Below are 24,833 nucleotides of genomic sequence, written 5' to 3'. Positions count from 1 at the left end.
GCGACTAGCGGAGGGCTTGGCCTTGACCGCTGGGGGGCCGCAGGACCCTAAACAAACGAAAGCAGCGTCCGCGCCGATACGGCGCTGTCAGTCCTGTCTTGCGCGAGGGATCGAGGCCGGATGGCGGAGGCGGCTCCGTTCAGGAGAGCCCGGCTACCAGGGACGTGCCCCCTGTTGAACGAATTGCAAAATCCCAATTATTCTCTAATATACTAGCAGCATTATTCTAATTATATTTCCAGTATTATTCGGATGATCTAGCTTGTAGTTTGTATTATTTAGAACTTCTGGCGAGAGGTTTGCCAGTTTTCGGTCGGCTGACTGCCACAGCCGGAAAAGGGTACGCGTCGTCTCGCCGATCGATAACCGGTTGGCTAGTATGCGAGGCGCGGAGTCGATCACCGTTCGCGCGGAGGTTGTTTGAGCAATGATAACGGGGGGCGTGTGCTAAACGAGCGACACAAAGAAATAGCCGGAAAAATCTGGGAGATTGCAAACCGGCTGCGCGGTCCCTACCGGCCGCCACAGTATCGCCTTGTGATGCTGCCAATGGTCGTGCTACGGCGCTTCGATTGCGTTCTTGAGCCTACAAAGGAAGCGGTGCTCATAGAACACAAGCGGCTAATCGCGAACAAGACTGCCGAAAATGCCCTGCCGCGTCTGTTGACTAAGGTTGTCGATCCAAAGCGGAAACAGCCACTCTACAACACAAGCTCTTATACGTTTCAGAAATTGCTTGGAGATAGCGAAAACATCGCGCCAAATTTGGTTGCTTACATTAACGGATACTCAGAGACGGCGCGGCGTATTTTCGAGAAATTCAAGTTTGGCGAGCAGATCGAGAAGCTCGATGCCAGCAATCGCCTCTTCAACATTGTTAAGGCGATGTCGGAGATCGACCTGCACCCGGATCGCATCACGAACCTGGAGATGGGCTACATCTTCGAGCACTTGGTGATGCGCTTCAACGAACAAGCCAATGAGGAGGCAGGCGATCACTTCACGCCGCGCGAGGTCATCCGATTGATGACGCATCTCGTCTACACTGGCGAGGAAGACGTATATAAGCCGGGCGTCTATCGTGAGATTTACGATCCCGCCTGCGGTACAGGCGGGATGCTCTCTGTTTCTGAAGAGACGATCCGCGCTGGCAACAGGGCCGCGAACCTTGGCCTCTACGGCCAGGAGTATAATGACGAATCCTGGGCGATTTGCTGCGCGGACATGCTGATCAAGGACGAGGAGACCGATCACATCGTGCTCGGCGACACGCTGGGCGACGGCAAGACGTTCGATGGTTTCCAGGGCAGGCAGTTCCACTACATGCTCGCTAACCCGCCCTTCGGCGTCGAATGGAAGGACCAGCAGAAGATTGTCACCAAGGAGCACCAGGAGCTAGGCTTTGGCGGCCGCTTCGGTGCGGGCCTTCCGGCCATCAATGATGGCTCTCTGCTCTTCCTCCAGCACATGATCTCGAAGATGCATCCGTCGCCCGACAGCGGCGGGGAGGGCTCAAAGATCGCGATCATCTTTAACGGCTCGCCCCTGTTCAGCGGCGATGCAGGTTCCGGCCCCTCGAACATCCGGCGCTGGATCATCGAGAATGACTGGCTGGATGCGATCGTCGCCATGCCTGACCAGCTCTTCTACAACACAGGTATCTTCACCTACATCTGGTTGGTCTCGAACCGGAAGCCAGCTGATCGGCGAGGCAAGGTCCAGTTGATCGACGGCACGCGCTTCTTCAAAAAAATGAAGAAGAGCCTGAACAACAAACGCAACGAGCTGTCGGAAACTCACATTTGTCGCCTCACAGAGATTTACAGTAACTATCAGAACGGTGAAAAAGAGAACGTCTGCATCGATGACAAGAAAAACGAGTGGGAGAAGCGCGTTGTCTCCCGCATTTTCGACAACCGTGAATTCGGCTTCCTGAAGGTGGTCGTCGAGCGCCCGCTCCGCTTGAACTTCGAAGCAACGCCAGAGCGCATTGCACGTCTAGATGAGCAATCCACGTTTTCGAACCTCGCCGTTTCCAAAAAACGCAAGAACGACAATGCTGCTGCCGCAGAGGAGAGGGCTGGTCGTGAGGAGCAGGATGCGATCCGCACTTTACTCGGAAGCCTGACTCGTAAAGGCCGCTACATGGATCGCGCGGTGTTTGAAGCCGATCTCGACAAAGCAGCTAAGAAGCACGCAAAGACAAGGCTGCCCGCACCCATCAAGAAAGCCATCTACGCTGCGCTCGGCGAGCGCGATCCCAAGGCTGAAATTTGCCGCGACTCCAAGGGAAATCCGGAAGCCGATGGCGACCTGCGCGACACAGAAAACATACCGCTGCCGAAGAAGACCAACCTGCCGCTACCTATGGCGTTCGGTCCTGATATGCCCAACGGTGAGCTGATCGACGCGATGACGCCTGTGATCGATGCCTACATCGAGGCGGAAGTCCTACCCCATGTACCAGATGCCTGGGTGGATTATACCAAAACCAAGGTCGGGTACGAAATCCCGCTCAATCGACACTTCTACGTCTACAAGCCACCGCGCCCGCTCGCAGATATTGAGAAGGACGTCAGCACACTAGAAGGCGAGATCGCCAGCCTATTGAAGGGTCTGGTGAAATGATTGCTGCGCCAGACGTCCGATTCAAGTTTACTTCGGAATTGCCCTTGAAATATGGAGCGAACGCAGCTGCAGAATTCGATGACCCTAATTGGCCGCGCTTCATTCGGATAACTGATATTACCTCTACTGGCGGGTTGAGGGACGAAACATTTCGATCGCTCCCGCCAGAAATAGCCTCAGGGTTTGAACTTGAAGTAGGCGATATTCTACTCGCGAGGAGTGGGGCGACGGTAGGCAAAGCGTTCATCTATGATGCATCTTGGGGAGCAGCTTGCTTCGCAGGATATCTTATCAGATCGAGAACATCTGAACGATACGAACCCAAGTTCCTCTACTGGTATCTACAGAGCGCTCCCTACTGGAGTGAAATCCAGTCAAACCTCATACAAGCGACGATCCAGAACTTCAGCGCCGATAAGTATGCGAATTTGCACGTGCCATCGCCGCCGCTTGAAACTCAAAAGCAGATCGCCTCGTTCCTCGACGGCAAGACAGCACAGATCGACGGCTTAATCGCAAAGAAGGAGGTCTTGCTGCAACAGCTTGCCGAGAGACGCCAAGCGATACTCTCGCAAGCCGTAACCAAAGGCCTCGACTCCACCGTCCCGATGAAGAACAGCGGTATTGAATGGATCGGGGAGATTCCCGCGCATTGGCAAGTTAAGCCCTTCAAGCGGGCCGTCTTCTACCAAGAAGGGCCAGGCATCATGGCTGCCGACTTCCGCGACGAGGGTGTACCCCTCCTCCGTGTGGCCTCGGTGGGCGAGCGCTGGGCAACACTTGAGGGTGTGAACTATCTAGATCCGGAACTAGTTAGTAAAAAGTGGGCGCATTTTGCGACCCGAGAGGGCGATCTACTAATAAGCGCAAGCGCTACTTCGGGCATTGTCTCAGAAATCGGTAGCGAAACGGTTGGATGCATTCCTTACACTGGGATCATACGGCTTAACCCAGTGCCTATGGTCAGCACCTCGCCATTCATTAGACATTTCGTTGTGTCTCGACAGTTCGTTGCTCAAATCGACCAGCTCAAGGCTGGCTCCACGATTCAGCACTTCGGACCGTATCATTTGGGTCTTATGGCGATGCCTGTTCCACCAATCGAAGAGCAGAAAGAGATCACGGCATGGTTGGATGGGGCTCTCGCTGCGGCATCAACCGCCGAACAGCGAGTAACGAAAAGCGTCGAGCTGCTTTCTGAGTATCGCACCGCTCTTATCACCGCCGCAGTGAATGGCCAGATCGAGGGGTTGCGATGACCCTCGCGGCCGCAAGCTATTTCGACCACCTTCGGGCCTACATTTCGCCGGCCTACATCATCGACGACGGCTCAACGGGCGCGATTGCGCTGAAAGAGAAATACTTCCCGGACGGATCAACAAAGAAGGCGACCAGAACGGTCGTGCTGCCATTCAAGGGCAAGGCGTTTGCGATTAAACTCGACGGGCACAAAGAGGCGCTTTTTCACTTCCTGGACGATAACGGAAAACAGTGGTCAAAACGCTGCGACTTCGTCGTGTTTCAATGCCAAAGCAAGACTGTCAACGCCTACCTTTTTGAATTCAAAACCAAGAGCCTTGAGGCGCAATCCATCATTGATCAACTCAAGGCGGGCTTGAGCTGGTGCGCGAGCCTACGGCGCGTAATTTTTCAATACACTGGTGATGACCGAACACTTCGTGTCCGAAAGTTTGTATTTACGGAGAATGAGAACCCCGGGCCATACCTTGACGCTGCCGGCAAATACCTAGCGCGTGACCCATCCATCCGGCATTATCACTATGATCATTTAAAAGACTTGACGCTGGATACGTTGGAGAACAGCTCCATCAACACAGTTTAAGGGGGGGCAATGGCTGGACATACGGAACGCGATTTTGAGAATGCCATCGAGGTCGGCCTCCTTGCCGGGGGCGGCTATCACAAGGGCGACCCCAAGGCCTTCGACGCTACCACGGCCCTCTTCCCCGCCGATGCGATCGCGTTCATCCGCGCCAGCCAACCAACGCGCTGGGCGGAACTCGAAGCGATGCTCAAGGATCGCACAGAGGCGACGATCCTAGACAGCCTCACCAAAGAATTGGCCACGAAGGGCGCGCTTGGCGTCCTGCGCCACGGCTTCAAGTGCTACGGCAAGCAGCTACGACTGGCCTACTTCCGCCCGAACTCTGGCATGAACCCGGAAGCTGCCGCGCGCTACGCTGCCAACCGCTTCACCATCACCCGCCAGGTTGAATTCGTTTCCGACGTTCTGAAGAAACCGGACGGTTCAAAACGCCGCTGCATTCTTGATGTCGTTCTTTCGGTCAACGGCTTACCGGTCGTCACGGCGGAACTGAAAAATCCGCTCACCGGCCAGCGCGCCGAGGATGCCTGCGCCCAATACAAAAAAGATCGCGACGGGCGTGATCCCCTTTTTCGCTTCAAGGAGTGCGCACTCGTTCACTTTGCGGTCGATCCCGACGAAGTCTGGATGACAACTCAGCTGAAGGGCGCTGAGACGACGTTCCTGCCCTTTAACCGCGGTCACAACAATGGAGCGGGCAACCCACCGGTCGAGGGCAACTGGAAGACCCACTACCTGTGGGACGAGGTTCTGCGCGCCGATAGCTTGCTCGACATCCTCCAGCGCTTCATGCACCTCGAAGTCACCGAGCGGACGGTGCCGACCTCAACGGGCATGCGCACGATCCGCAAGGAGGCGATGATCTTTCCGCGCTATCACCAGCTGGACGCTGTTCGGAAGCTCGTGTCGCATGCAGGGGCAAACGGATCGGGGCGCAATTATCTCGTCCAGCACTCGGCGGGGTCAGGGAAATCCAACACCATCGCTTGGCTCGCGCATCGCCTTGCGTCGCTGCATGACGAGAGGGACCAGAAGGTCTTTCATTCGGTGATCGTCATCACCGACCGGCGCGTCCTCGATCAGCAGCTTCAGAACACGATCTACCAGTTCGAACACAAGATGGGCGTCGTGGAGAAGATCGAGGAGGATACGCAGCAGCTCGCCAAGGCGCTCGCCAACGGCACGCCGATTATCATCTCGACGATCCAGAAATTTCCGTTCATCAGCCAGGCCATTCGGACCCTGGAGGCCAAGGGCACGGGTGTCGCGATCGCGACTCGCGATAAGCGTTTCGCGGTGATCGTGGACGAGGCGCATAGCTCTCAGTCCGGAGAGACGGTCTCGGCGCTTAAAGGGATTCTTAACAAGGACGGGATCGCCGACGCCATCGCCAGCCAGGTTGGCGAGGAGGAGGATGACGATCTTTCCGAGGAGGCGAAGGCGCGCATCCGCAAAGAGATGTTGCAGCGTGGGCGCCAGCCCAACTTAAGCTTCTTCGCCTTCACGGCGACACCGAAATACAAGACGAAAGTCGTCTTCGATGAGCCAGGCCCCACCGGCGCGTCGCCCTTCCACGAGTACACGATGCGTCAGGCCATCGAGGAGGGCTTCATCCTCGACGTGCTGGAAAACTACGTTACCTACAAACGCTTCTTTGGCCTGGTGAAGCAGATCGAGGCCGACCCCGAGGTGCCAAAGCAAAAGGCGGCGAAGGCGCTCGGACAATTCCTGGAACTGCACCCGGTCAACATCGAGCAGGTCGTGACCGTCATTATCGAGCACTTCCGGCTCAAGGTGATGCATGAGCTCGGCGGGCGCGCCAAGGCGATGGTGGTCACGGGCTCGCGCCTGTCTGCGGTGAAGTATAAGAAGGCCTTCGACCGCTACATTCGGGACAAGGGCTATCAAGGCATTCGCGCGCTGGTGGCCTTCTCCGGCACGGTTGAGGATGACGATCTGCCGGGCGCCAGCCACACCGAAGTCGCCATGAATGACGGTCTGCCTGAGCGTGAGCTTCCCGAGCGCTTCGCGGGCGACGACTACCGCGTTCTCATCGTGGCAGAGAAGTATCAGACCGGATTTGATCAGCCGCTGCTTCAGACGATGTATGTCGTGAAGAGGCTTGCCGGTGTCCAGGCAGTGCAGACGCTCTCACGCCTCAATCGGACCGCGCCGGGAAAATCGCGCGTGTTCGTGCTCGATTTCAAGAATGAAGAGGACGATATCTACAAAGCCTTCAAGCCCTACTACGAAGCGACGCCGATCGGTGAGCACGTCGATCCGCACAAGTTGAACGGGCTGAGCCACAAGCTGCTACAGGCGTCGGTGTTCACTCCGGACGACTTGCGGGCATTCTCAGAAGTCTGGTTCAAAGGCAAGCGCGACCATAGCGGGCAGGACCACAAGATGATGAACGCGGTTCTTGATCGCTGCGTTGAGCGGTTCAAAGGAATGGAAGAGCCGGCACAGGAGGAGTTTCGCGGCCAGATTGGCGCGTTTCGGAGCCTCTATGCCTTTCTCTCGCAGGTGATGCCGTACCACGATGAAGGGCTCGAACAGACCTATGCCTTCATCCGCAACCTTGCCGCGAAGCTGCCGCTGCCCGGCGATGGGACAAAGTTCACGCTTGATGACGATGTCGCCCTGAAATACTTCCGGCTACAGCAGGTCAATGAGGGCGCGATCGATCTGAGTGTAGGCGAGGCCGATCCCCTCAAAGGACCCTCCGACGTTGGCACGGCAGGGCGCAAAGACACGGACGTCGCATTGTCCACCCTAGTCGGAAATTTGAACGAGCGCTTTGGGACGTCGTTTACAGAGGCTGATCAGCTGTTCTTCGACCAGGTGCGCGCAACAGCAGAACATGACGAAAAGATTGTAGAAGCCGCTCAGGCCAATAATTTGACGAATTTCTCCGCCTATTTTGGGCGCATCCTGGACGATCTTTTTATCCAGCGCATGGAGGGTAACGACGAGATATTCAGTCGTGTGATGAGCGACCCAGCATTTCGAAAGGCCGCGCAGGATCATCTTGCGAAGGACGTCTACGAACGTCTTCGGCGCGATACGGCGAGCTAAGTAAACGAGCCGATGACCCTCATTAGATTAATTGAGATCGAAAACTTTCGCAGCGTAAAAGCCCTGAAGTGGCAGCCGTGCGAAGGAATCAACTGCCTAGTCGGCCCGGGTGATAGCGGCAAATCGACCGTGCTTGACGCCATAGACTATTGCATCGGTGCACGCCGTTCCCTGCAAGTGACCGATGCCGATTTCGCAGCTTTAGACATCGAGAAACCCGTTCGTATTTGTGTGACACTCGGTGCGCTGCCCGACGGGCTGAAAAGCATGGAGACGTACGGACTATATCTAGGCGGCTTCAACGCCGCGACGGGAGAGATTTCGCCGGAGCCGGGAGCGGGTCTCGAAACCGTTCTGACCGTTCAACTGCTTGTGGACAGCGATCTTGAGCCGCAATGGTCGCTGGTGTCGCAGCGCGCTGCCGCGCAAGGCCAATCGCGATCTCTGAATTGGGGGGACCGCGTGCAGTTATCACCGACGCGCCTTGGCGCGATCAACGACAACAACCTCACGTGGCGACGCGGCTCCCTTCTAAACAGGCTGTCTGAAGAGCGCGCCGATGCCTCGAAGGAACTGGCGAAGGCTGCCCGCGATGTCCGCGCTGCGTTCGGTGCGCAGGCCAACGCGCAGCTTGCCGAAGCGCTGGCCACCGTCACGAGAACAGCGAAGAGCCTTGGCATTCCAGTCGGTGCCGAAGTGAAAGCCCTGCTCGATGCAGCCTCGGTCTCCTTTAGCGGAAGCACGATCTCGCTTCATGATGAGGCCGGTGTCCCCTTGCGGGGGCTGGGACTCGGTTCGACGCGGCTTCTGATTGCGGGACTTCAGCGCCAGGCCGCGGCGAACGCTTCGATCGTCCTGATAGATGAGCTCGAACACGGGCTGGAGCCGCACCGGATAATCATGCTGCTCGGAGCCCTCGGCGCGAAGGACAAGCCGGCTCCGCTTCAGGTGTTCATGACCACGCACTCGCCCGTGGCCGTCCGCGAACTGGCGGCCGACCAGCTCTTCGTCTTGCGCCAGCAGAGGGATCTCCACCATGCGCTCGCGGTAGGAGCTGCCGGCGATGTGCAGGGCACGATCCGGAAGTATCCCGATGCCCTTCTGGCAACGACGGTGTTCGTGTGCGAAGGCGCGAGCGAAGTCGGCCTCATGCGAGGGATCGATCAGTTCCGAGCGGCGCAAGGTCATCCGCCGATCGCGGCTTGCGGCTGCGCCCTGGTTGATGGTGGAGGCAGTGAACTCTTCGCTCGGGCGCTCGCGTTCCAGGCGCTCGGCTATCGCGTCGCCACGATGCGCGACAGCGACGTGCATCCTACGCCGGAATTGGAGGCCAAATTCACCGCAGCCGGCGGAACAGCGTTCCGGTGGCGTGAGGGCCGCGCGCTCGAAGACGAGGTGTTCCTCTCCGTGGGGTCAGCCACGGTAACCAAGCTGCTGGAAGTGGCGGTCGCTGCGAAGGAAGAATCGCTCATCAACGAGCACATCAAAACCGCCTCGCTGAATGCCATTAACCTTGTGTCCATCAAGGCCGAGTGCGCGGAAGCACTCTCCCCGGCAAGCCGCGCCATCCTCGGTAAGGCCGCGCGGCTGAAAGGGTCGAAAGGGTGGTTCAAGTCGGTCGGGCTTATGGAGCAAGCGACCCGGGACATCATCGCACCCGAGTTACCGCAGGCCGACCCTGCTATCGGTCAGCTCATCGACAGCATATTCAAGTGGATTGCGGATGGTGGCCGCTGACATCGACCTTCTGACCATCGCGCGCGGGCGGATCGTCGCGCCGGCAGGATGTGGGAAGACGCAGCTCATCGCCGAGGCGCTGGCGCGCCACACTGGGCCGAAGCCGATCTTGATCCTGACCCACACCAATGCGGGTGTGGTCGCGCTTCGTGCCCGGCTCGATAAAGCCGGGGTGAAAGCCTCCTCCTACAGGCTCTCAACAATTGACGGCTGGGCGATCCGGCTGATCACGACGTTTCCCGAACGCGCCGCGCATAAGCCGGCGATCCTGACTGGTGCCCGCCCCAGCTACCCTGCCATTCGGGTCGCTGCGGCTAATCTCCTGAAGAACGGACATATCGACGATGTGATTGCCGCGAGCTATGAACGTCTGCTGGTTGACGAATACCAGGACTGCTCGATCAGGCAGCACGCCATCGTCTACTACGCGTCCGCGATGCTTCCCGTCTGCGTTATGGGCGACGATATGCAGGCGATCTTCGGCTTTGGAGATGACGAGCTCGCCAATTGGAATGATCACGTCTGCTCACATTTCCCCCTCTCGGGGTCTCTTGATCGTCCCTGGCGCTGGATCAATGCCGGTGCCGAGCCGCTCGGGGCATGGCTTCTGGATGCCCGCGCAAAGCTCCTGGCCCGTCAACCTTTGGACCTGAGAACGCTCCCGGACCACGTCACGTGGGTACCACTTGACGGTACGACCGCCGACCATCCGAAACGTTTGGACGCTTGCAGGGCCGCAGCCCCCGGTGGCGCAGGGTCTGTCCTCATCATTGGGGACAGCATGAACCCCGCCAGCCAGCGCCGGTTTGCCAGCCAAACGCCAGGTGCCGTTACCGTGGAAGCGGTTGATCTGCGCGACCTTGTTACCTTCGCCGCCGGGCTCGACCTCAACGCCAGCGACGCTCTTTCGAAGATCGCGTGCTTTGCGGAAGAGCTGATGACCAACGTAGGTGCGGCGGACCTGGTCCGGCGGGCAGCCACGATCAGCCGCGGCGCCGAACGACGGGAGGCGTCGGCCACGGAAACGGCGGCGCTCGCCTTTCTCGGGGATCGCACGCATAAGCGGGTCGCAGCGCTCCTTGTGGAAATCAACAAGGCGGCAGGGGTGAGGGTCTACCGCCCGGCGGTCCTTCAAGCCTGCCTGCGGGCGCTTGATCTGTGCGAGGGCTCGGGCGGAAAGACCTTTCATGAGGCTGCGGTGCACATGCGAGAGCAGAACCGCCTGCTGGGCCGTCCGCTGCCGCGCCGCGCGGTCGGGAGCACGTTGTTGCTCAAGGGTCTCGAAGCAGAGGTCGCCGTTCTCCTGAACGGCGACGACCTGAACGCGCGGAATCTGTATGTGGCAATGACCCGCGGCTCGAAGCGGATCGTCGTGTGCGCGCGCTCCCCTGTATTGAGCCCGCCGCTATGAAAGCCGCGGGACTGGGTGGCGGTCTCTGGCTGGGGTGCAGGGGGCAGGCACGCCTCCTGGTCGATGGGGTCCGGGGGAGAGCGAAGTCTCCCGCTGGTCGTGGATCCACCCGCGAAAGGGTGGCGGCATCCAAACCGCGAAGGTTTGGCCCCTCGGGAGAGGCAGGGTTCCAAGGGGCAGGCACGCCCACTGGCCATGGGGTGTCGGGGAGCACGGAGGCTCACTGACTGGCGATCCAACGGCCAGACGTTGGGCGTGGGGGATGCAACGGGGGCGCGCAGCGGCCCCCTTGCCAAGATGCGCGGTATTACCGCGCACATCTTGCAATCTACCGAAGGCTGACCCGAAACCGGACCGCGACAATCAGGCACCGCCCTTCCGGCTTTGACGCAACGCCACCCGCAGCCGACGCTCTGCATCACCGATGAGCCGTTCATACTGCTCAATGAGGCCACCGTGATCCAGTGGAACCCGCCCTGGCTTGATCGTAAGCATCCGCCGAGGGCCACGGCGGGCTGGCTGTCAGGCGGCAGCGGCGTCTTTGGCCTGGTCGCCCTTCCAGTTCCAGGGCAGCAATTCGTCCAGCCGGGAGGCCGGGTGGTCGGCGATCCTGACGAGCACGTCGGCCAGCCAGGCGCGCGGATCCACATCGTTGAGCTTGGCGGTGACGATGAGCGAGTACATCGCCGCGGCGCGCTCCCCGCCGCGATCGGAGCCGGCGAACAGCCACGACTTCCGCCCGAGCGCGATGCCACGCAGGGCGCGCTCGGCGGCGTTGTTGGTCAGGCAAATCCGGCCATCGCCGAGGATGCGCGTGAACGCGTCCCAGCGCTTCAGCATGTAGTCCATCGCCTTGGCCAGATCATTGTGCCGCGACAGCCTGGCGCGGGTCTCACGCATCCAGGCTTCGAGGTCTGCGACCAACGGCGCGATATGCTTCTGGCGCTCGGCCAGGCGCTGGTCGGCCGGCAGGCCATTGATGGCGCGCTCGGCGTCAAAGATCGCGTCGATCCGTCGCACCGCCTCGGCGGCCAGCGGCGCCCGGGCGACCTCGGCCAGATTGAACAGCTTGCGCCGGCCATGCGCCCAGCAGGCCGCCTCCGTCACCGGGCCCGGCCTGCGCCCCGGCACGTAGAGGTCGTTGAACCCGGCATAGGCATCCGCCTGCAGGATCCCGGCGTAGCCCGCCAGGTGCCGGTTCGGGTGCTCGGCCGTGCGGTCGCACGAATAGCGGAACATCGCCGCCGGCGGTGCCGGGCCGGCAAAGGGCCGGTCGTCACGCACATAAGTCCAGAGCCGCGCCGTGACGGTCCTGCCCTTGGCCAGCAGCGGCACCGTGGTGTCGTCGCCATGCAATCGCGGCCCGGCCAGAACGTGGGCGTCGATCAGCGTCACCAGGGGCGCCAGCATGGCGGTGCAGGTGCCGACCCAGTCGGCCAGCGTCGATACGCTGAGCTCGATCCCCTCGCGGCCATAGCTTTCGCTCTGGCGGTTCAGCGGCAGGTGCTGGCCGAATTTCGCCTCCAGGATCATCGCCAGCAGGTTCGGTCCGGCACGACCGCGAGCGATCGGGTGGAACGGCGCCGGCGGCTGGGTGATGCTCTCGCAGGATCGGCAGGAGAACCGCTCGCGCACGGTCTGGATCACCTTCCACTGGCGCGGCACCACCTCCAGCGTCTCCGTGACATCCTCGCCGAGCTTGGCCAGCCTGCCGCCGCAGCAGGGACAGGCCGACGGGGCCGCGATCACCACCCGCTCGCGCGGCAGATGCGCCGGCAGCGGGGCACGGACGGGCTTGCGGCCGGGTGGGCCGGACCGCTGGCCGGGGGCGGTCTCGGCCTTTGTGGCCTGCTCGCTGGCGGCCGTGACCACCTCGTCGAGTTCCAGTTCCAACTGGTCGAGCAGCTTGCGGCCGCGCTCGGAGGAGGCGCCAAACCTATCGTGCCTGAGCCTGGCGATCAGCAGCTTGAGATGGGCCACCATCGTCTCGGCCCCGCAGGCACGTGCCTCGGCCTCGCGCCGGGCCAGTTGCTCTGCCGCCAGCGCTGCGCGCAGGGCTTCGAGATCGTCGGGCAGGCTGTCCGGCGTCGGCGTCATGCCAAGGATGGAATCACAGACCGCCCGCGGCAGGTAGTCGGAATTCGTCGCGGCGCTGATCTATCCTGCGACTTCCGGCCGCCATGTCCGTTGCGGATTTCGCCAGTCGATTCCGTCGAGCATATAGGCCAGCTGCGCGCCCGAGATCGCGACCGATCCGTCCGCCGGCGAGGGCCAGATGAACCGGCCGCGTTCCAGCCTCTTGGCGTAGAGCGACATGCCGAGGCCGTCATGCCAGACGATTTTCAGCAGATCGCCGCGGCGTCCCCGGAATACGTAGAGATCGCCGGCATGGGGATCGCGCCCAAGGGCCTGCTGCACCTGTAGCGCCAGGCCGTTCATGCCGCGGCGCATGTCGGTGTGGCCAACCGCCAACCAGACCCGCACGCCGGAAGGGACCGGGATCATCCGCGCAGTGCTGCCAGGATGCGACGCAGGGCCATGGTGCTGATCCGGTCCGTCACGCGCACCATGGTGCCGTCGGCAAGCATGATCTCGATGCGCTCGTCCGGCTCTCTGTCAGGATCGGTGCAAGTCGTCGGTGATGCCGGTCCCGCCAACTCCGGCACCACGCGCAGCGGGACGAAGGTCGCGACATCTGCCGCAAGCCTGCCGCGCCGCCGCGCGTCGCGCCACTGCCACAGCAAGCCACGGCTGACATCGTTCCGACGCGCCACCTCGTTGAACATGGCACCGGGTTCGTCCAACTCGGCCAGGATCCGCAGTTTCTCCTCAGCCCGCCAGCGGCGCCGTCGCTCGACGCCCGTGATGATCTCCATCCCGAAACCCAGCCTCCGCCCTTAACGGCGCTCGAAAGAACGCCCGTAAGAGCAAAAGACAGGCTCAGCCAAATCGCGGTAGGCGGCCCTCGCCGGATGGGTACGCTTGATCCGCCTCAGCTTGTCGATGGCAGCCTGCATAGCGAGGATGTATCGCCGCTCGTTCCAAACAGCGACGTTCTGTGGAGGACGATTCAGCGGCCCCGTGATCTTGACCGCGAGCTTGATCGCCGAAACCAACGCCTCACTCGTCAGGTCGGGATTCTGCGCTGAGAAAATAGCTTCAGCCACCATGTGCCGGTGTGATTCAGGGGGAACCCCGCGTATCCCAGGGGCCAGTCTCGACGCGAGCCGCGTCATGGTCGGATCGAAGAAATACGATGGAAAATTCTTGTCCGCCTCTGCAAGAAATTCCATGAAATCTTCCGGCGCGGGGAAGTACCTAATCTCTGTGAGCCGCTTTCGAAGGAGCTGGAAAATCGTGGCCGCTGTATTTTTGCTGTAACCCACACGCTCCGCTGCGTCCTTCGCTGTCGTCTTTTTGCCAACGATGCTTTCCGCGTAGGCCTGTATGAGCTTTTCCATCTGGTAGTCGGATAGCTTCTGGCCGACCAGATACCGGGCCTGACGGTGGGCGCGACCGGTGGCGGAGCCTTTGGGGCCAGTCTGCGACTCGTCCTTTTCAGCCACGATACCTCGTCAAAAAATCATTTCAGTGCAACGCGTTAGGCCGCACACGGGAAGCGGATGCGCCTAGTTTGATAGGACGATGTTCGGGCCTCAAGTGTAGTCCAGTGTTGATAACCGCCTCCAATCACCGAAAACTATAGAGAAGGCAGTCATAGGAACGAAATCCTTGATTGTTCTTGAAATGTTCTATATGCTGTGGCGGAGTGTTTTGACGCGGAAAACGGCACGGAAGGAGGCGCGGCATGGACAATAGCGATCAAGCCCGCCTTCACGGGCCGAAGGAGGCAACACCTGGCGACGCAGCGCTTGCAGCGCGTGCCATGGCCTTCGATCCGGGGCGGTACCGCCACTATCTGGCTCACCTCGACATGAGCGAGGAGGCGCAAACCGAACTTCTCAACGTAGTCTGGCGCATCATGGAAGGGTTCGTTGATCGTGCATTTGGCCACGATGCCGCGCAGCTCGCCCGAAATGCTGGGGATAATCTCGCGCCGGTGCGTGCTCGCAATGCGGGAGCCGAGGTAAGCTCGGGTCACTCAACGCATACGGGCACTGGCACCTTGGCGGACGCGTTCCGCCTGAGCGGTGAAGGCGATTCAAAGGAGCGCACCGGATCACATGCAGACTAACCCACAGAAGGCCGTCATCTACTGCCGTGTCTCGTCCACCAAACAGGTGAGGCAGGGCGATGGCTTGCGCAGCCAGGAAACCCGCTGCCGCGAATTTGCGTCCTTCCGTGGCTATGAGGTCCTTGAAGTTTATCGGGATGATATCTCGGGTGGCTCGGTCTCCCGTACCGGCATGTCCGCGCTTCTGAAATTTCTTAAAGAGAACCGGAAGAAGGGGTACGTCACGATCATCGACGCGCTTGATCGCTTCGCGCGTGACATTCGCGGCCATTGGGACTTGCGCGATCTTCTCCGGGAGGCGGGCGGTAAGATCGAAAGCCCGTCCTTCGAGTTCGGCGATGATGCGGACAGCATCTTCCGCGAGAACCTAATGGCATCCGTTGCGCAGCACCAGCGCCAGAAGAACGCGGAGCAGACAACCAATCGTATGCGCGCCCGCGCCATGAACGGCTATTGGGTAACGCGCGCGCCCATCGGCTACCGCTATCAGCGGGTGGAAGGCCACGGCAAGCTTCTAACGCGCGACGAGCCGTTGGCGTCGATCATCGCGGAGGCCCTTGAAGGCTTCGCCTCGGGCCGGTTCGAGACAGTGACGGAGGTCAAACGCTTCCTGGAAGCGCAGGCCGCATACCCGCGCAACTCGAACAACGAAGTCCATATCGAGGTAAGCATCCGCCGAGGGCCACGGCGGGCTGGCTGTCAGGCGGCAGCGGCGTCTTTGGCCTGGTCGCCCTTCCAGTTCCAGGGCAGCAATTCGTCCAGCCGGGAGGCCGGGTGGTCGGCGATCCTGACGAGCACGTCGGCCAGCCAGGCGCGCGGATCCACATCGTTGAGCTTGGCGGTGACGATGAGCGAGTACATCGCCGCGGCGCGCTCCCCGCCGCGATCGGAGCCGGCGAACAGCCACGACTTCCGCCCGAGCGCGATGCCACGCAGGGCGCGCTCGGCGGCGTTGTTGGTCAGGCAAATCCGGCCATCGCCGAGGATGCGCGTGAACGCGTCCCAGCGCTTCAGCATGTAGTCCATCGCCTTGGCCAGATCATTGTGCCGCGACAGCCTGGCGCGGGTCTCACGCATCCAGGCTTCGAGGTCTGCGACCAACGGCGCGATATGCTTCTGGCGCTCGGCCAGGCGCTGGTCGGCCGGCAGGCCATTGATGGCGCGCTCGGCGTCAAAGATCGCGTCGATCCGTCGCACCGCCTCGGCGGCCAGCGGCGCCCGGGCGACCTCGGCCAGATTGAACAGCTTGCGCCGGCCATGCGCCCAGCAGGCCGCCTCCGTCACCGGGCCCGGCCTGCGCCCCGGCACGTAGAGGTCGTTGAACCCGGCATAGGCATCCGCCTGCAGGATCCCGGCGTAGCCCGCCAGGTGCCGGTTCGGGTGCTCGGCCGTGCGGTCGCACGAATAGCGGAACATCGCCGCCGGCGGTGCCGGGCCGGCAAAGGGCCGGTCGTCACGCACATAAGTCCAGAGCCGCGCCGTGACGGTCCTGCCCTTGGCCAGCAGCGGCACCGTGGTGTCGTCGCCATGCAATCGCGGCCCGGCCAGAACGTGGGCGTCGATCAGCGTCACCAGGGGCGCCAGCATGGCGGTGCAGGTGCCGACCCAGTCGGCCAGCGTCGATACGCTGAGCTCGATCCCCTCGCGGCCATAGCTTTCGCTCTGGCGGTTCAGCGGCAGGTGCTGGCCGAATTTCGCCTCCAGGATCATCGCCAGCAGGTTCGGTCCGGCACGACCGCGAGCGATCGGGTGGAACGGCGCCGGCGGCTGGGTGATGCTCTCGCAGGATCGGCAGGAGAACCGCTCGCGCACGGTCTGGATCACCTTCCACTGGCGCGGCACCACCTCCAGCGTCTCCGTGACATCCTCGCCGAGCTTGGCCAGCCTGCCGCCGCAGCAGGGACAGGCCGACGGGGCCGCGATCACCACCCGCTCGCGCGGCAGATGCGCCGGCAGCGGGGCACGGACGGGCTTGCGGCCGGGTGGGCCGGACCGCTGGCCGGGGGCGGTCTCGGCCTTTGTGGCCTGCTCGCTGGCGGCCGTGACCACCTCGTCGAGTTCCAGTTCCAACTGGTCGAGCAGCTTGCGGCCGCGCTCGGAGGAGGCGCCAAACCTATCGTGCCTGAGCCTGGCGATCAGCAGCTTGAGATGGGCCACCATCGTCTCGGCCCCGCAGGCACGTGCCTCGGCCTCGCGCCGGGCCAGTTGCTCTGCCGCCAGCGCTGCGCGCAGGGCTTCGAGATCGTCGGGCAGGCTGTCCGGCGTCGGCGTCATGCCAAGGATGGAATCACAGACCGCCCGCGGCAGGTAGTCGGAATTCGTCGCGGCGCTGATCTATCCTGCGACTTCCGGCCGCCATGTCCGTTGCGGATTTCGCCAGTCGATTCCGTCGAGCATATAGGCCAGCTGCGCGCCCGAGATCGCGACCGATCCGTCCGCCGGCGAGGGCCAGATGAACCGGCCGCGTTCCAGCCTCTTGGCGTAGAGCGACATGCCGAGGCCGTCATGCCAGACGATTTTCAGCAGATCGCCGCGGCGTCCCCGGAATACGTAGAGATCGCCGGCATGGGGATCGCGCCCAAGGGCCTGCTGCACCTGTAGCGCCAGGCCGTTCATGCCGCGGCGCATGTCGGTGTGGCCAACCGCCAACCAGACCCGCACGCCGGAAGGGACCGGGATCATCCGCGCAGTGCTGCCAGGATGCGACGCAGGGCCATGGTGCTGATCCGGTCCGTCACGCGCACCATGGTGCCGTCGGCAAGCATGATCTCGATGCGCTCGTCCGGCTCTCTGTCAGGATCGGTGCAAGTCGTCGGTGATGCCGGTCCCGCCAACTCCGGCACCACGCGCAGCGGGACGAAGGTCGCGACATCTGCCGCAAGCCTGCCGCGCCGCCGCGCGTCGCGCCACTGCCACAGCAAGCCACGGCTGACATCGTTCCGACGCGCCACCTCGTTGAACATGGCACCGGGTTCGTCCAACTCGGCCAGGATCCGCAGTTTCTCCTCAGCCCGCCAGCGGCGCCGTCGCTCGACGCCCGTGATGATCTCCATCCCGAAACCCAGCCTCCGCCCTTAACGGCGCTCGAAAGAACGCCCGTAAGAGCAAAAGACAGGCTCAGCCAAATCGCGGTAGGCGGCCCTCGCCGGATGGGTACATATCGAGCGGGTCAACGAGATGATCTCGCGCCCCGTCTATGCGGGCCATATCACCTATGACGACTGGGGCCTTAGCTTGGTTCCTGCCAAGCATGAGCCTCTTGTGAGCCTAGCCACTTGGCAGGCCGTTCAGGATCGGCGGTTCGGTCGGATGGCGAAGGCTCCGGCGCGGCGCGACCTGTCCGACGAATTCCCGCTGCGCGGGTTCGTCACCTGTGGCCACTGCAACGAGCCGCTGACCGCCTGTTGGTCTAAGGGCCGCAGTGCCCGCTATCCCTACTATCTGTGCGATACGCGCGGCTGTCCGGAGACTCGGAAGTCGATCCGCAAGGATGTGATCGAGGGGCAATTCGAGACGCTGCTCGGCGAGCTGCGGCCATCAGAGGGTCTGTTCAACCTCGCCTTCCAAATGTTCCGTGACCTGTGGGATGCGAAGCTCGCGAGCACGCGGACGCAAGGCGCGACGCTGCAAGCGCAGCTTCGCGCGGTCGAGAAAAAAGTTGAGCAACTGCTGGATCGCGTCGTCGAGGCGACCAGCGCGTCGGTGATCTCTGCCTATGAGCGGCGGATCAAGGAGCTTGAGACGGAGAAGGCGATCATGCGCGAGCGGATGGCCGGAGGCGGCAAGCCGCTGAAGAGTTTTGGTGAGACTTATCGAACCGCGTTCGATTTCCTCTCAAACCCTTGTAATCTTTGGAAGTCTGATAGGATCGAAGACCGCCGCGCGGTGCTGAAACTCGCCTTCGCGGACCGTCTGCCATACGTTCGCGGTGAGGGCTATCGAACCGCCAAAATCTCCATGCCATTCAAGCTGTTGGGAGACGTTCAGATGCTCGAAAGAGGGATGGTGCGCCCGGAGGGAGTCGAACCCCCGACCGACGGAGTAGAAATCCGATGCTCTATCCAGCTGAGCTACGGGCGCCTTCTATCCTGTGTAGGCGAAAGCGCCAGCGTTTTGAACCGCCTCGCGCCACGGCAAAACAGAAGGGGCCGCAAACAGGAAGGGCCGGCGCATCACCTGCGCCGGCCCCCCTCTTGTCAGACGCGACGTCTCAGTGGACGCGGCGACGCCGGGCCAGGCCCAGCCCCACCAACGCCGTGCCGAACAGCGCCAAGGTCGCCGGCTCCGGCACATTGGTCGTGATCCGGGCATAGAGGCCGGCGCTACGCGAGCCACCCTCTTCGCTGATGAAGTCGTTCACAATGGTGTTGCCGCCATTGGTCGAGAAGCCGACCAGGGCGATCGTGTAGTAGACGCCACCGACTTCAAAGGTCGACGTCGTGTCCAGGTTGGTGAAGGTGATCTGGTCGGCGCAATCCGGGCCCTGCGGGAACTGGCACGGCGGCGCGTTCGTCGTTTCGTTGATGTTGAACCGATACTGGAAGGTCTGGTTCACCGGGGTCGCGCCCGCGACGTTCGTCAGCAGGCTCAGCACCGTGCTGGACGCGGCCGAGCCACCGCCGATCGGGTTGTTGTAATGGGTCAGCGTGCCGAGCAGGAAGGTCGTCTCGGTCGGGATGACCGCAAGCGGCGGGTTCGCCGGATCGAAGCCGAGGCCGCTCTGCCCCTGGCCGGTGCTGGTGCCCCAACGGATCTGGTAGACGGTGGCGTTCCCGCCGCCCGACGTGGTGGTGTTGACGTTGGTGCCGCCGACGGTCCCGCCCCACGTCGGCGCGGTCGAATTGATGGTGATGTTGGCAGCGCTGGCGGTCGCCATGCCCAGGCCGAGGGCCAGGGCGCCGACGGCGACGGATTGAAGCAATTGCGTCCTCATAACGTTCTCCTTTGTGACTTCGAACCGGGCCGCCGGACACCTGCACCACGTGCCGGCATTGACGGTGAAGACATAAAAGCGAAATGCGTGCCACGCCAAAAACAACGCAATTACAATGGCTTATACAAAGAAACGGACGTTACCTTTTGGTATCGTAAAGAAATCCAACGCGACGCCCCAGGCGGCGGCGGCGTGCCGCGCGCACGTCATCGCGCCCCGGACCAGCCGGCGCGCCGAAGCGGTCAATGAGGGAAATCCGGGACCGAGACCCGTCAGGCCGTCCCGTCAAGCCGCCCCGTCAGGCAGCGGTGCGCGAAACCGGCGTCAATGCGTCCAGTTGGTCGCGCGGCCGAACTTGAAGTTGTCGGCATAGACCTTGGGCTTGATCGCCCGCGGCGCCGGGGGTTCCTCGACCTCGAAGGCCAGGCCCTGGGCCGTGGCATAGGCGACGGCGTCCGCCCGCGTCGGGAAGCACAGCACCACCTCGGTCCCCTCGGTATCGCCCGACCCCCACCAGCCGGTCAGCGGGTCCAGGCGCTTCTGGCCTGTCGCCGGGAAGCTCAGCACCCATTGATGCGTGCCGGCGCGGCCGGATTGCATGGCCGAACGCGGCGGCTGGTGGATGCGTGCGATGCGGGCCATGCGATGATCCCTGGAGGTGGTCGGGGCGACAGGATTCGAACCTGCGACTTCTACGTCCCAAACGTAGCGCTCTACCAGACTGAGCTACACCCCGCGCCGGCGCCTCTTACCGGGTTTCGCGGCGCAGCGATACCGCCCCCGCGCGCGTCGCGCCGCATTGGCCGCGCGCCGCTGGCTGTGACACTGTCGTATCGTTCGAACCCCGGGGCGCGAGAACCAGATGCATTGGCTTCCGACTGTCTTCTTCGGGCTGCTGACGGGCGTCTTCGCCGCGGTCTACGGCGGCATGATGGCCCAGTGGTCCGTCCCCTGGCGGCGCATCTCCAGTTTCGAAGGCGGCGCCGGCTACTACGTCATCGGCCTCGGCCTGCTCAGCTTCCTCATCGGGACGCTGGTCGGGCTTGTCGTCTGCCGCCTCGCCGGCGGGCCGGACGCCAAGGGCATCGCGCGTGGCTTTGGCGCGGCCCTCGGCGTCATGGCCGTCACGATCACCGGATTGGGCGGCCTGGCCTGGCTGCAGCGGGACGTGCCGCCCCTGGTGAACGGCCGGCGGCTGGACCTGGCGGTGGAAATCCGCCTGCCCCCCGGCCTCGTGCCGCCGCGGCCGATGCAGGACGCCCCGGCCTATCTCTCCTTGCACTCCGGCTCCCGGATGTCCGGGCGAAACGGCGATCTGAACCTGGCCGCCGCGCGCCAGGAGGACGGTCGCTGGATCCTGCCCGGCACCGTGTCGCTCCATGTCTCCACCGCACCCCGGCTGCTGGGGGCGGCGCTGCCCGATGCGGCGACGCAGTTCTTCAACACCGACGTTCCCGCGCGGCCCGCCGCCCTGGGCACGGCATGGAGCCCCTGGCTGGATTCCTATCTCGGTACCCTGGAACCGCCGCCGCCCGGCACCGCGCTGCAGGCGCGCTACCGCATCATCCACCGCCCCGATCCGCCGCCGTAGAGCATTTTCACGTCAGGCGGAATCGCCGGGCAACGCGGAAAAATGCGCCAAAACAACGATCTGGGCCGGTTGACGCGGGCCCTTGCGAACCGAAATTGGTCCAGGCGGTCGCGGGGCAAAAAAGCCGACGGGCGCTGCCCCTAGGGCCTGTGGACATTTGGCTTCCGGCGCGTTCGGCGGCGCTTTTCCGCACCTGCCGCGTTGGCTTTGCTCGCCGACCGCATCCCGAAGCCAATTGTCCACAGGCCCTGGGGTCCGCCGGATTACGGCGCGTTGCCGAAAATCCGCTGCTGCACCCGGTCGCCGACCCGCAGCCCCAGCCGTTCCGCCGTCCCCGCCGCCAGTTCCAGGGTCGCCCGCACCGGCCCGCGGCTTTCGATCGAGGCCAACGAATAGGGCACCGTGCGTTCGGCGATGCGGTGGATGCGCCCGTCCTGGGTGATGAAGACCATGTCCAGCGAGGTGATGGTGTTCATCATCCACATGGCGCTTTCGCGCGGGGTGCCCCAGTCGAACAGCATCCCCTCATCCGGCTTCACTTCCGGGCGGAACATCAGCCCGGTCATCTGCTGTTCGGGCCGGATCGCCATTTCCACCGTGAAGGCATGCCTCGTGCCGTCGCGCGTGGTGATGACCAGCGGTTCGACCGGCAAGGTCGGCTGCGGGCCGGTCTGGGCCGACGCAACCATGGGGGCGAGGAGGAGGAGGGCAAGCAGCGCGCGTCTGATCATGGCGCCAAGCCTGCCACGCGCCCGGGCGGCTGTCATCCGCACGGGAATATTTTCCACCCCCCCTTTGGCCCGGCCGATGCTATCCTGTCCGGGTCAAGGGCGGAGCCTTGTCCCCGCCCCCAGGCTATTTGTCCGAAAGCCGCAAAACCCACGGAAAACCTCAGTCCTGGCCGCGCGGGATATCCTCCAGCACGCGGGCGCAAGCGGTCCGCACGACCTCCCGCACCGCCCTCGGTTCGGGGGCGGGGTCGGCCAGCGTGGTGAACCAGTGGTCGGGCGGGTTGCGCCCGGCGGCGCGGTTGAGGGACTGCGCCCGCAACACCGCCTCAGCCGCCGGGGGCAATGTTTCGGGGATCGGCAAGCCATTCAGCGTGGCCCAAAGCCCGGCCCAGCAGCGCCCGACCGACCACGGGTTATACCCGCCGCCGCCCAGCAGGATCAGCCGCGGCGCCAAGGGCATCACCGCCGCCAGGGTGGCGCGATAGGCGGCGTTGGTCAGCGACAGTTTCGCCAGCGGGTCGTCGGCCAGACTATCGGCCCCGGCCTGGATCATCACCGCCTGCGGCCGCCAATACCGCAGGATCGGCAGGATGGCATTGTGCAGGACCCAGGTCGCCTCGGCGTCATGGTAGCCCTGGGGCACCGGGATATTGCGCGCGATGCCGCCGGCCCTGTCCTCCAGGGCACCGGTAAACGGCCAACGCCCGGCCTCATGGATCGACAGGGTCAGCACGCGCGGGTCGGTCGCAAAAGCGTCCTGCACGCCATCGCCGTGATGCGCGTCCAGGTCCAGGTAGAGGATTCGGGTCAGCCCCTGCCCCAGCCATTCCAGGCAGCCGAGCACGCAGTCGTTCAGGTAGCAGAACCCACTCGCCCGATCCGGCCGCCCATGATGGGTGCCGCCGCCGGGCACATGCACGACACCGCCCCCGGCCGTCAGCGCCGCGGCCAGCATCACGCCTCCGGCGCCCGTGGCGGGGCGGGAGAAGATTTCGCGGTAGACCGGGTTGCCGTCCGCGCCGATGCGATGCCGGGCGCGGTCGGCATCATTGACCGACTGCGTCGCCTCGGCCCGTTGCAGCGCGGCCAGGTAGTCGGGGGTATGGAAGGCCAGCAGCGCTTCGGGCGTCGCCCGCGGGCTTTGCAGGAACTGGTCGTCGGGCAACCAGCCCAGCGCGGTCACAAGGTCGGTGACGACGGGGACGCGGGGAATGGCAAGCGGGTGTTTCGGGCCGTAGGTGCTGTGGCGGTAGATCTCGTGCCCGATGTAGACGGGCCGCCGAGCCGGGTCGTACCCGGTCACCCGTGTTCGCGGCCCTTGTCGCGCATGACCCGGGCCTTGTCGCGCTGCCAGTCGCGGGCGGCGATGGTGGCGCGCTTGTCGTGGGCCTGCTTGCCCTCGGCCAGCCCGAGTTTCACCTTTGCCCGCCCCTGTTCGTTGAACAGGATTTCCAGCGGCACGATCGTCGCGCCCTGGCGGGTGACGGCGCCGGCCCAGGTGCTGATCTGCTTATGCGACATCAAGAGTTTACGCGGGCGACGCGGCTCGAACTTCGCCATGAAGGAATTGGTCTGCCATTCGGGGATATAGCAGTTGTAGAGCCACATCTCCCCGTCCCGCTCACCGGCCCAGGCTTCGCCGATGGCGGCCCGGCCGGCGCGCAGGGATTTGACTTCCGCGCCGAGCAAAACCATGCCGGCCTCAAGCGTCTCGTTGATCTTGAAGTCGTAATGGGCCTTGCGGTTCTGCGCCGCGGTGCCGTGGCTGATCAGGCCTTTCTTCTTCGGGGAGGCTGCCATCAGTTGAGCAACCCGGCCTCTTGCAGCGCCGCCTTGACCCGGGTCTTGTTGGCATCGGCCACGGGGGCCAGCGGCAGTCGGCAGGTGTCGCCCGCCAAGCCCAGCAATTGCGCCGCCACCTTCACAGGCCCCGGGCTGGCTTCGCAGAACATCGCGTCATGCACGGGGGTCAGGCGCTCCTGGATCGCCATGGCATCCGCGACGCGCCCGGCGGCCCAGGCGCGGTGCATCTCGGCGCAGAGCCGGGGGGCGACATTGGCGGTCACGGAAATGCAGCCATGGCCACCGGCGGCCAGGAAGGCGATGGCGGTATGGTCCTCGCCCGACAGCTGCGAGAATTCGGGGCCGCAGGCGAGACGGGTATGGATCGGCCGCGCCAGGTTGGCGGTCGCATCCTTCACGCCGACGATATTGGGGTGCTTGGCCAGGCGGGCCATGGTCTCGACCGACATGTCGACCACGCTGCGCGGCGGGATGTTGTAGATCACGATCGGCAGGTCCACGGCATCGGCGATCGCCATGTAATGGCGATACAGGCCTTCCTGCGTCGGCTTGTTGTAATAGGGCGTGACAACCAGCGCCGCCGTGGCACCCGCCTGCTTGGCATGGCGGGTCAGGTCGATCGCCTCGGACGTGCTGTTGCTGCCGGCACCGGCGATCACCGGCACGCGGCCGGCCGCGGTCGCGATGCAGAGTTCGACGACCCGCTTGTGCTCGGCATGGCTCAGGGTGGGGCTTTCGCCCGTGGTGCCGACGGGGATCAGCCCCTCGGTGCCCTCGGCGATCTGCCAGGACACGAAGTCCTGGAAAGCTTTCTCGTCCAGGCTGCCATCGGGACGCATGGGGGTGATCAGTGCGACCAGGCTACCTTGGAACATCCGCT

Annotated in this window: 21 protein-coding genes, 2 tRNA genes and 2 pseudogenes; 10 read left to right on the top strand and 15 right to left on the bottom strand. The window is 63.2% G+C overall.

Going from position 1 to position 24,833, the window contains the following annotated elements; genetic code table 11:
- The first annotated feature begins 420 nt into the window (after window positions 1–420).
- From ACQW02_RS06785 to ACQW02_RS06760, 6 genes are read left to right on the top strand one after another with little or no spacing between them, the layout of a single operon-like run.
- Entirely contained in the window at window positions 421–2,628 is a 2,208-nt protein-coding gene (locus ACQW02_RS06785) for a type I restriction-modification system subunit M (RefSeq protein ID WP_431284503.1), read from the top strand.
- On the top strand, window positions 2,625–3,887 hold the full coding sequence (locus ACQW02_RS06780) for a restriction endonuclease subunit S (RefSeq protein ID WP_431284502.1): 1,263 nt from the start codon (window positions 2,625–2,627) through the stop codon (window positions 3,885–3,887). The genes ACQW02_RS06785 and ACQW02_RS06780 overlap by 4 nt, the downstream gene beginning before the upstream one ends.
- Window positions 3,884–4,471, top strand: a complete 588-nt coding sequence (locus tag ACQW02_RS06775) for a hypothetical protein (protein WP_431284501.1) — start codon at window positions 3,884–3,886, stop codon at window positions 4,469–4,471. The genes ACQW02_RS06780 and ACQW02_RS06775 overlap by 4 nt, the downstream gene beginning before the upstream one ends.
- A 9-nt stretch (window positions 4,472–4,480) precedes the next feature.
- Complete coding sequence (locus ACQW02_RS06770; RefSeq protein ID WP_431284500.1) at window positions 4,481–7,552, top strand: type I restriction endonuclease subunit R; 3,072 nt, start codon at window positions 4,481–4,483, stop codon at window positions 7,550–7,552.
- 12 nt (window positions 7,553–7,564) lie between these two features.
- Window positions 7,565–9,289, top strand: coding sequence for an ATP-dependent nuclease (locus tag ACQW02_RS06765; protein WP_431284499.1), 1,725 nt, complete (start codon window positions 7,565–7,567; stop codon window positions 9,287–9,289).
- On the top strand, window positions 9,279–10,700 hold the full coding sequence (locus tag ACQW02_RS06760; protein WP_431284498.1) for a UvrD-helicase domain-containing protein: 1,422 nt from the start codon (window positions 9,279–9,281) through the stop codon (window positions 10,698–10,700). Before ACQW02_RS06765 ends, ACQW02_RS06760 begins: the two co-directional genes overlap by 11 nt.
- 522 nt (window positions 10,701–11,222) lie before the next feature.
- On the opposite strand, the gene tnpC (ACQW02_RS06755) is transcribed toward ACQW02_RS06760, so the two are convergent.
- From tnpC (ACQW02_RS06755) to ACQW02_RS06740, 4 genes are read right to left on the bottom strand one after another with little or no spacing between them, the layout of a single operon-like run.
- Entirely contained in the window at window positions 11,223–12,797 is a 1,575-nt protein-coding gene (tnpC, locus tag ACQW02_RS06755) for an IS66 family transposase (protein WP_431282955.1), read from the bottom strand.
- Window positions 12,798–12,857: 60 nt separating this feature from the next.
- Complete coding sequence (gene tnpB, locus ACQW02_RS06750) at window positions 12,858–13,205, bottom strand: IS66 family insertion sequence element accessory protein TnpB (protein ID WP_431282954.1); 348 nt, start codon at window positions 13,203–13,205, stop codon at window positions 12,858–12,860.
- The gene (tnpA, locus tag ACQW02_RS06745) at window positions 13,202–13,576 is read right to left on the bottom strand and encodes an IS66-like element accessory protein TnpA (RefSeq protein ID WP_431282953.1); all 375 of its coding nucleotides are present in this window, start codon (window positions 13,574–13,576) and stop codon (window positions 13,202–13,204) included. The genes tnpB (ACQW02_RS06750) and tnpA (ACQW02_RS06745) overlap by 4 nt, the downstream gene beginning before the upstream one ends.
- A 21-nt stretch (window positions 13,577–13,597) precedes the next feature.
- Window positions 13,598–14,266, bottom strand: coding sequence for a hypothetical protein (locus ACQW02_RS06740; protein ID WP_431284497.1), 669 nt, complete (start codon window positions 14,264–14,266; stop codon window positions 13,598–13,600).
- Window positions 14,267–14,508: 242 nt separating this feature from the next.
- Here ACQW02_RS06740 and ACQW02_RS06735 point away from each other — a divergent pair, with 242 nt between their 5' ends.
- Together ACQW02_RS06735 and ACQW02_RS06730 are read left to right on the top strand one after the other, a co-directional pair.
- Entirely contained in the window at window positions 14,509–14,895 is a 387-nt protein-coding gene (locus tag ACQW02_RS06735; protein ID WP_431284496.1) for a hypothetical protein, read from the top strand.
- A pseudogene (locus ACQW02_RS06730) lies at window positions 14,885–15,289 on the top strand (recombinase family protein); the annotation flags it as partial. The gene ACQW02_RS06735 and the pseudogene ACQW02_RS06730, both read left to right, overlap by 11 nt.
- A 305-nt stretch (window positions 15,290–15,594) precedes the next feature.
- Here the strand turns inward: ACQW02_RS06730 and tnpC (ACQW02_RS06725) are convergent.
- Genes tnpC (ACQW02_RS06725) through tnpA (ACQW02_RS06715) form a run of 3 tightly spaced genes read right to left on the bottom strand, consistent with a single transcriptional unit; the run spans window position 15,595 to window position 17,948 of the window.
- A complete protein-coding gene (gene tnpC / locus ACQW02_RS06725) occupies window positions 15,595–17,169 on the bottom strand; it encodes an IS66 family transposase (protein WP_431282955.1) in 1,575 nt (524 codons plus the stop codon).
- A 60-nt stretch (window positions 17,170–17,229) separates the two neighbouring features.
- Window positions 17,230–17,577 (bottom strand): IS66 family insertion sequence element accessory protein TnpB, encoded by a 348-nt coding sequence (gene tnpB / locus ACQW02_RS06720; RefSeq protein ID WP_431282954.1) that lies wholly within the window; start codon window positions 17,575–17,577, stop codon window positions 17,230–17,232.
- Entirely contained in the window at window positions 17,574–17,948 is a 375-nt protein-coding gene (gene tnpA / locus ACQW02_RS06715; protein WP_431282953.1) for an IS66-like element accessory protein TnpA, read from the bottom strand. The genes tnpB (ACQW02_RS06720) and tnpA (ACQW02_RS06715) overlap by 4 nt, the downstream gene beginning before the upstream one ends.
- 124 nt (window positions 17,949–18,072) lie before the next feature.
- Here tnpA (ACQW02_RS06715) and ACQW02_RS06710 point away from each other — a divergent pair.
- Window positions 18,073–18,348: pseudogene (locus ACQW02_RS06710) on the top strand (recombinase zinc beta ribbon domain-containing protein); the annotation flags it as partial.
- A gap of 550 nt (window positions 18,349–18,898) precedes the next feature.
- On the opposite strand, the gene ACQW02_RS06705 reads toward ACQW02_RS06710, so the two are convergent.
- From ACQW02_RS06705 to ACQW02_RS06690, 4 genes are all read right to left on the bottom strand, one after another.
- A tRNA-Arg gene (locus ACQW02_RS06705) sits at window positions 18,899–18,975 on the bottom strand.
- 130 nt (window positions 18,976–19,105) lie between these two features.
- Entirely contained in the window at window positions 19,106–19,828 is a 723-nt protein-coding gene (locus tag ACQW02_RS06700) for a THxN family PEP-CTERM protein (RefSeq protein WP_431284495.1), read from the bottom strand.
- A gap of 324 nt (window positions 19,829–20,152) precedes the next feature.
- On the bottom strand, window positions 20,153–20,470 hold the full coding sequence (locus tag ACQW02_RS06695; protein ID WP_431284494.1) for an ETC complex I subunit: 318 nt from the start codon (window positions 20,468–20,470) through the stop codon (window positions 20,153–20,155).
- 17 nt (window positions 20,471–20,487) lie between these two features.
- Window positions 20,488–20,564, bottom strand: a tRNA-Pro gene (locus ACQW02_RS06690).
- Window positions 20,565–20,690: 126 nt separating this feature from the next.
- On the opposite strand from ACQW02_RS06690, the gene ACQW02_RS06685 reads away from it, so the two are divergent.
- Window positions 20,691–21,419 (top strand): hypothetical protein, encoded by a 729-nt coding sequence (locus ACQW02_RS06685; protein WP_431284493.1) that lies wholly within the window; start codon window positions 20,691–20,693, stop codon window positions 21,417–21,419.
- 263 nt (window positions 21,420–21,682) lie between these two features.
- Here ACQW02_RS06685 and ACQW02_RS06680 read toward each other — a convergent pair whose 3' ends face one another.
- The 4 genes from ACQW02_RS06680 to dapA all read right to left on the bottom strand — a co-directional run bounded on the left by ACQW02_RS06680 (window position 21,683) and on the right by dapA (window position 24,828).
- The gene (locus ACQW02_RS06680) at window positions 21,683–22,150 is read right to left on the bottom strand and encodes a DUF192 domain-containing protein (protein WP_431284492.1); all 468 of its coding nucleotides are present in this window, start codon (window positions 22,148–22,150) and stop codon (window positions 21,683–21,685) included.
- Window positions 22,151–22,310: 160 nt separating this feature from the next.
- A complete protein-coding gene (locus ACQW02_RS06675) occupies window positions 22,311–23,453 on the bottom strand; it encodes an acetoin utilization protein AcuC (RefSeq protein WP_431284491.1) in 1,143 nt (380 codons plus the stop codon).
- Window positions 23,450–23,950: an SsrA-binding protein SmpB gene (gene smpB / locus ACQW02_RS06670; protein WP_431284490.1), complete on the bottom strand. Its 501-nt coding sequence runs from the start codon at window positions 23,948–23,950 to the stop codon at window positions 23,450–23,452. Before smpB ends, ACQW02_RS06675 begins: the two co-directional genes overlap by 4 nt.
- A complete protein-coding gene (dapA, locus tag ACQW02_RS06665) occupies window positions 23,950–24,828 on the bottom strand; it encodes a 4-hydroxy-tetrahydrodipicolinate synthase (RefSeq protein ID WP_431284489.1) in 879 nt (292 codons plus the stop codon). Before dapA ends, smpB begins: the two co-directional genes overlap by 1 nt.
- Window positions 24,829–24,833: the final 5 nt, after the last annotated feature.

Origin of the sequence: Humitalea sp. 24SJ18S-53, assembly GCF_050632385.1 — a bacterium.
In the GTDB taxonomy this organism is placed as follows: Bacteria; Pseudomonadota; Alphaproteobacteria; order Acetobacterales; family Acetobacteraceae; genus Humitalea.
The sequence above is the reverse complement of the archived record's forward strand: the minus strand, read 5'-3'. Positions and strand labels throughout refer to the sequence as shown.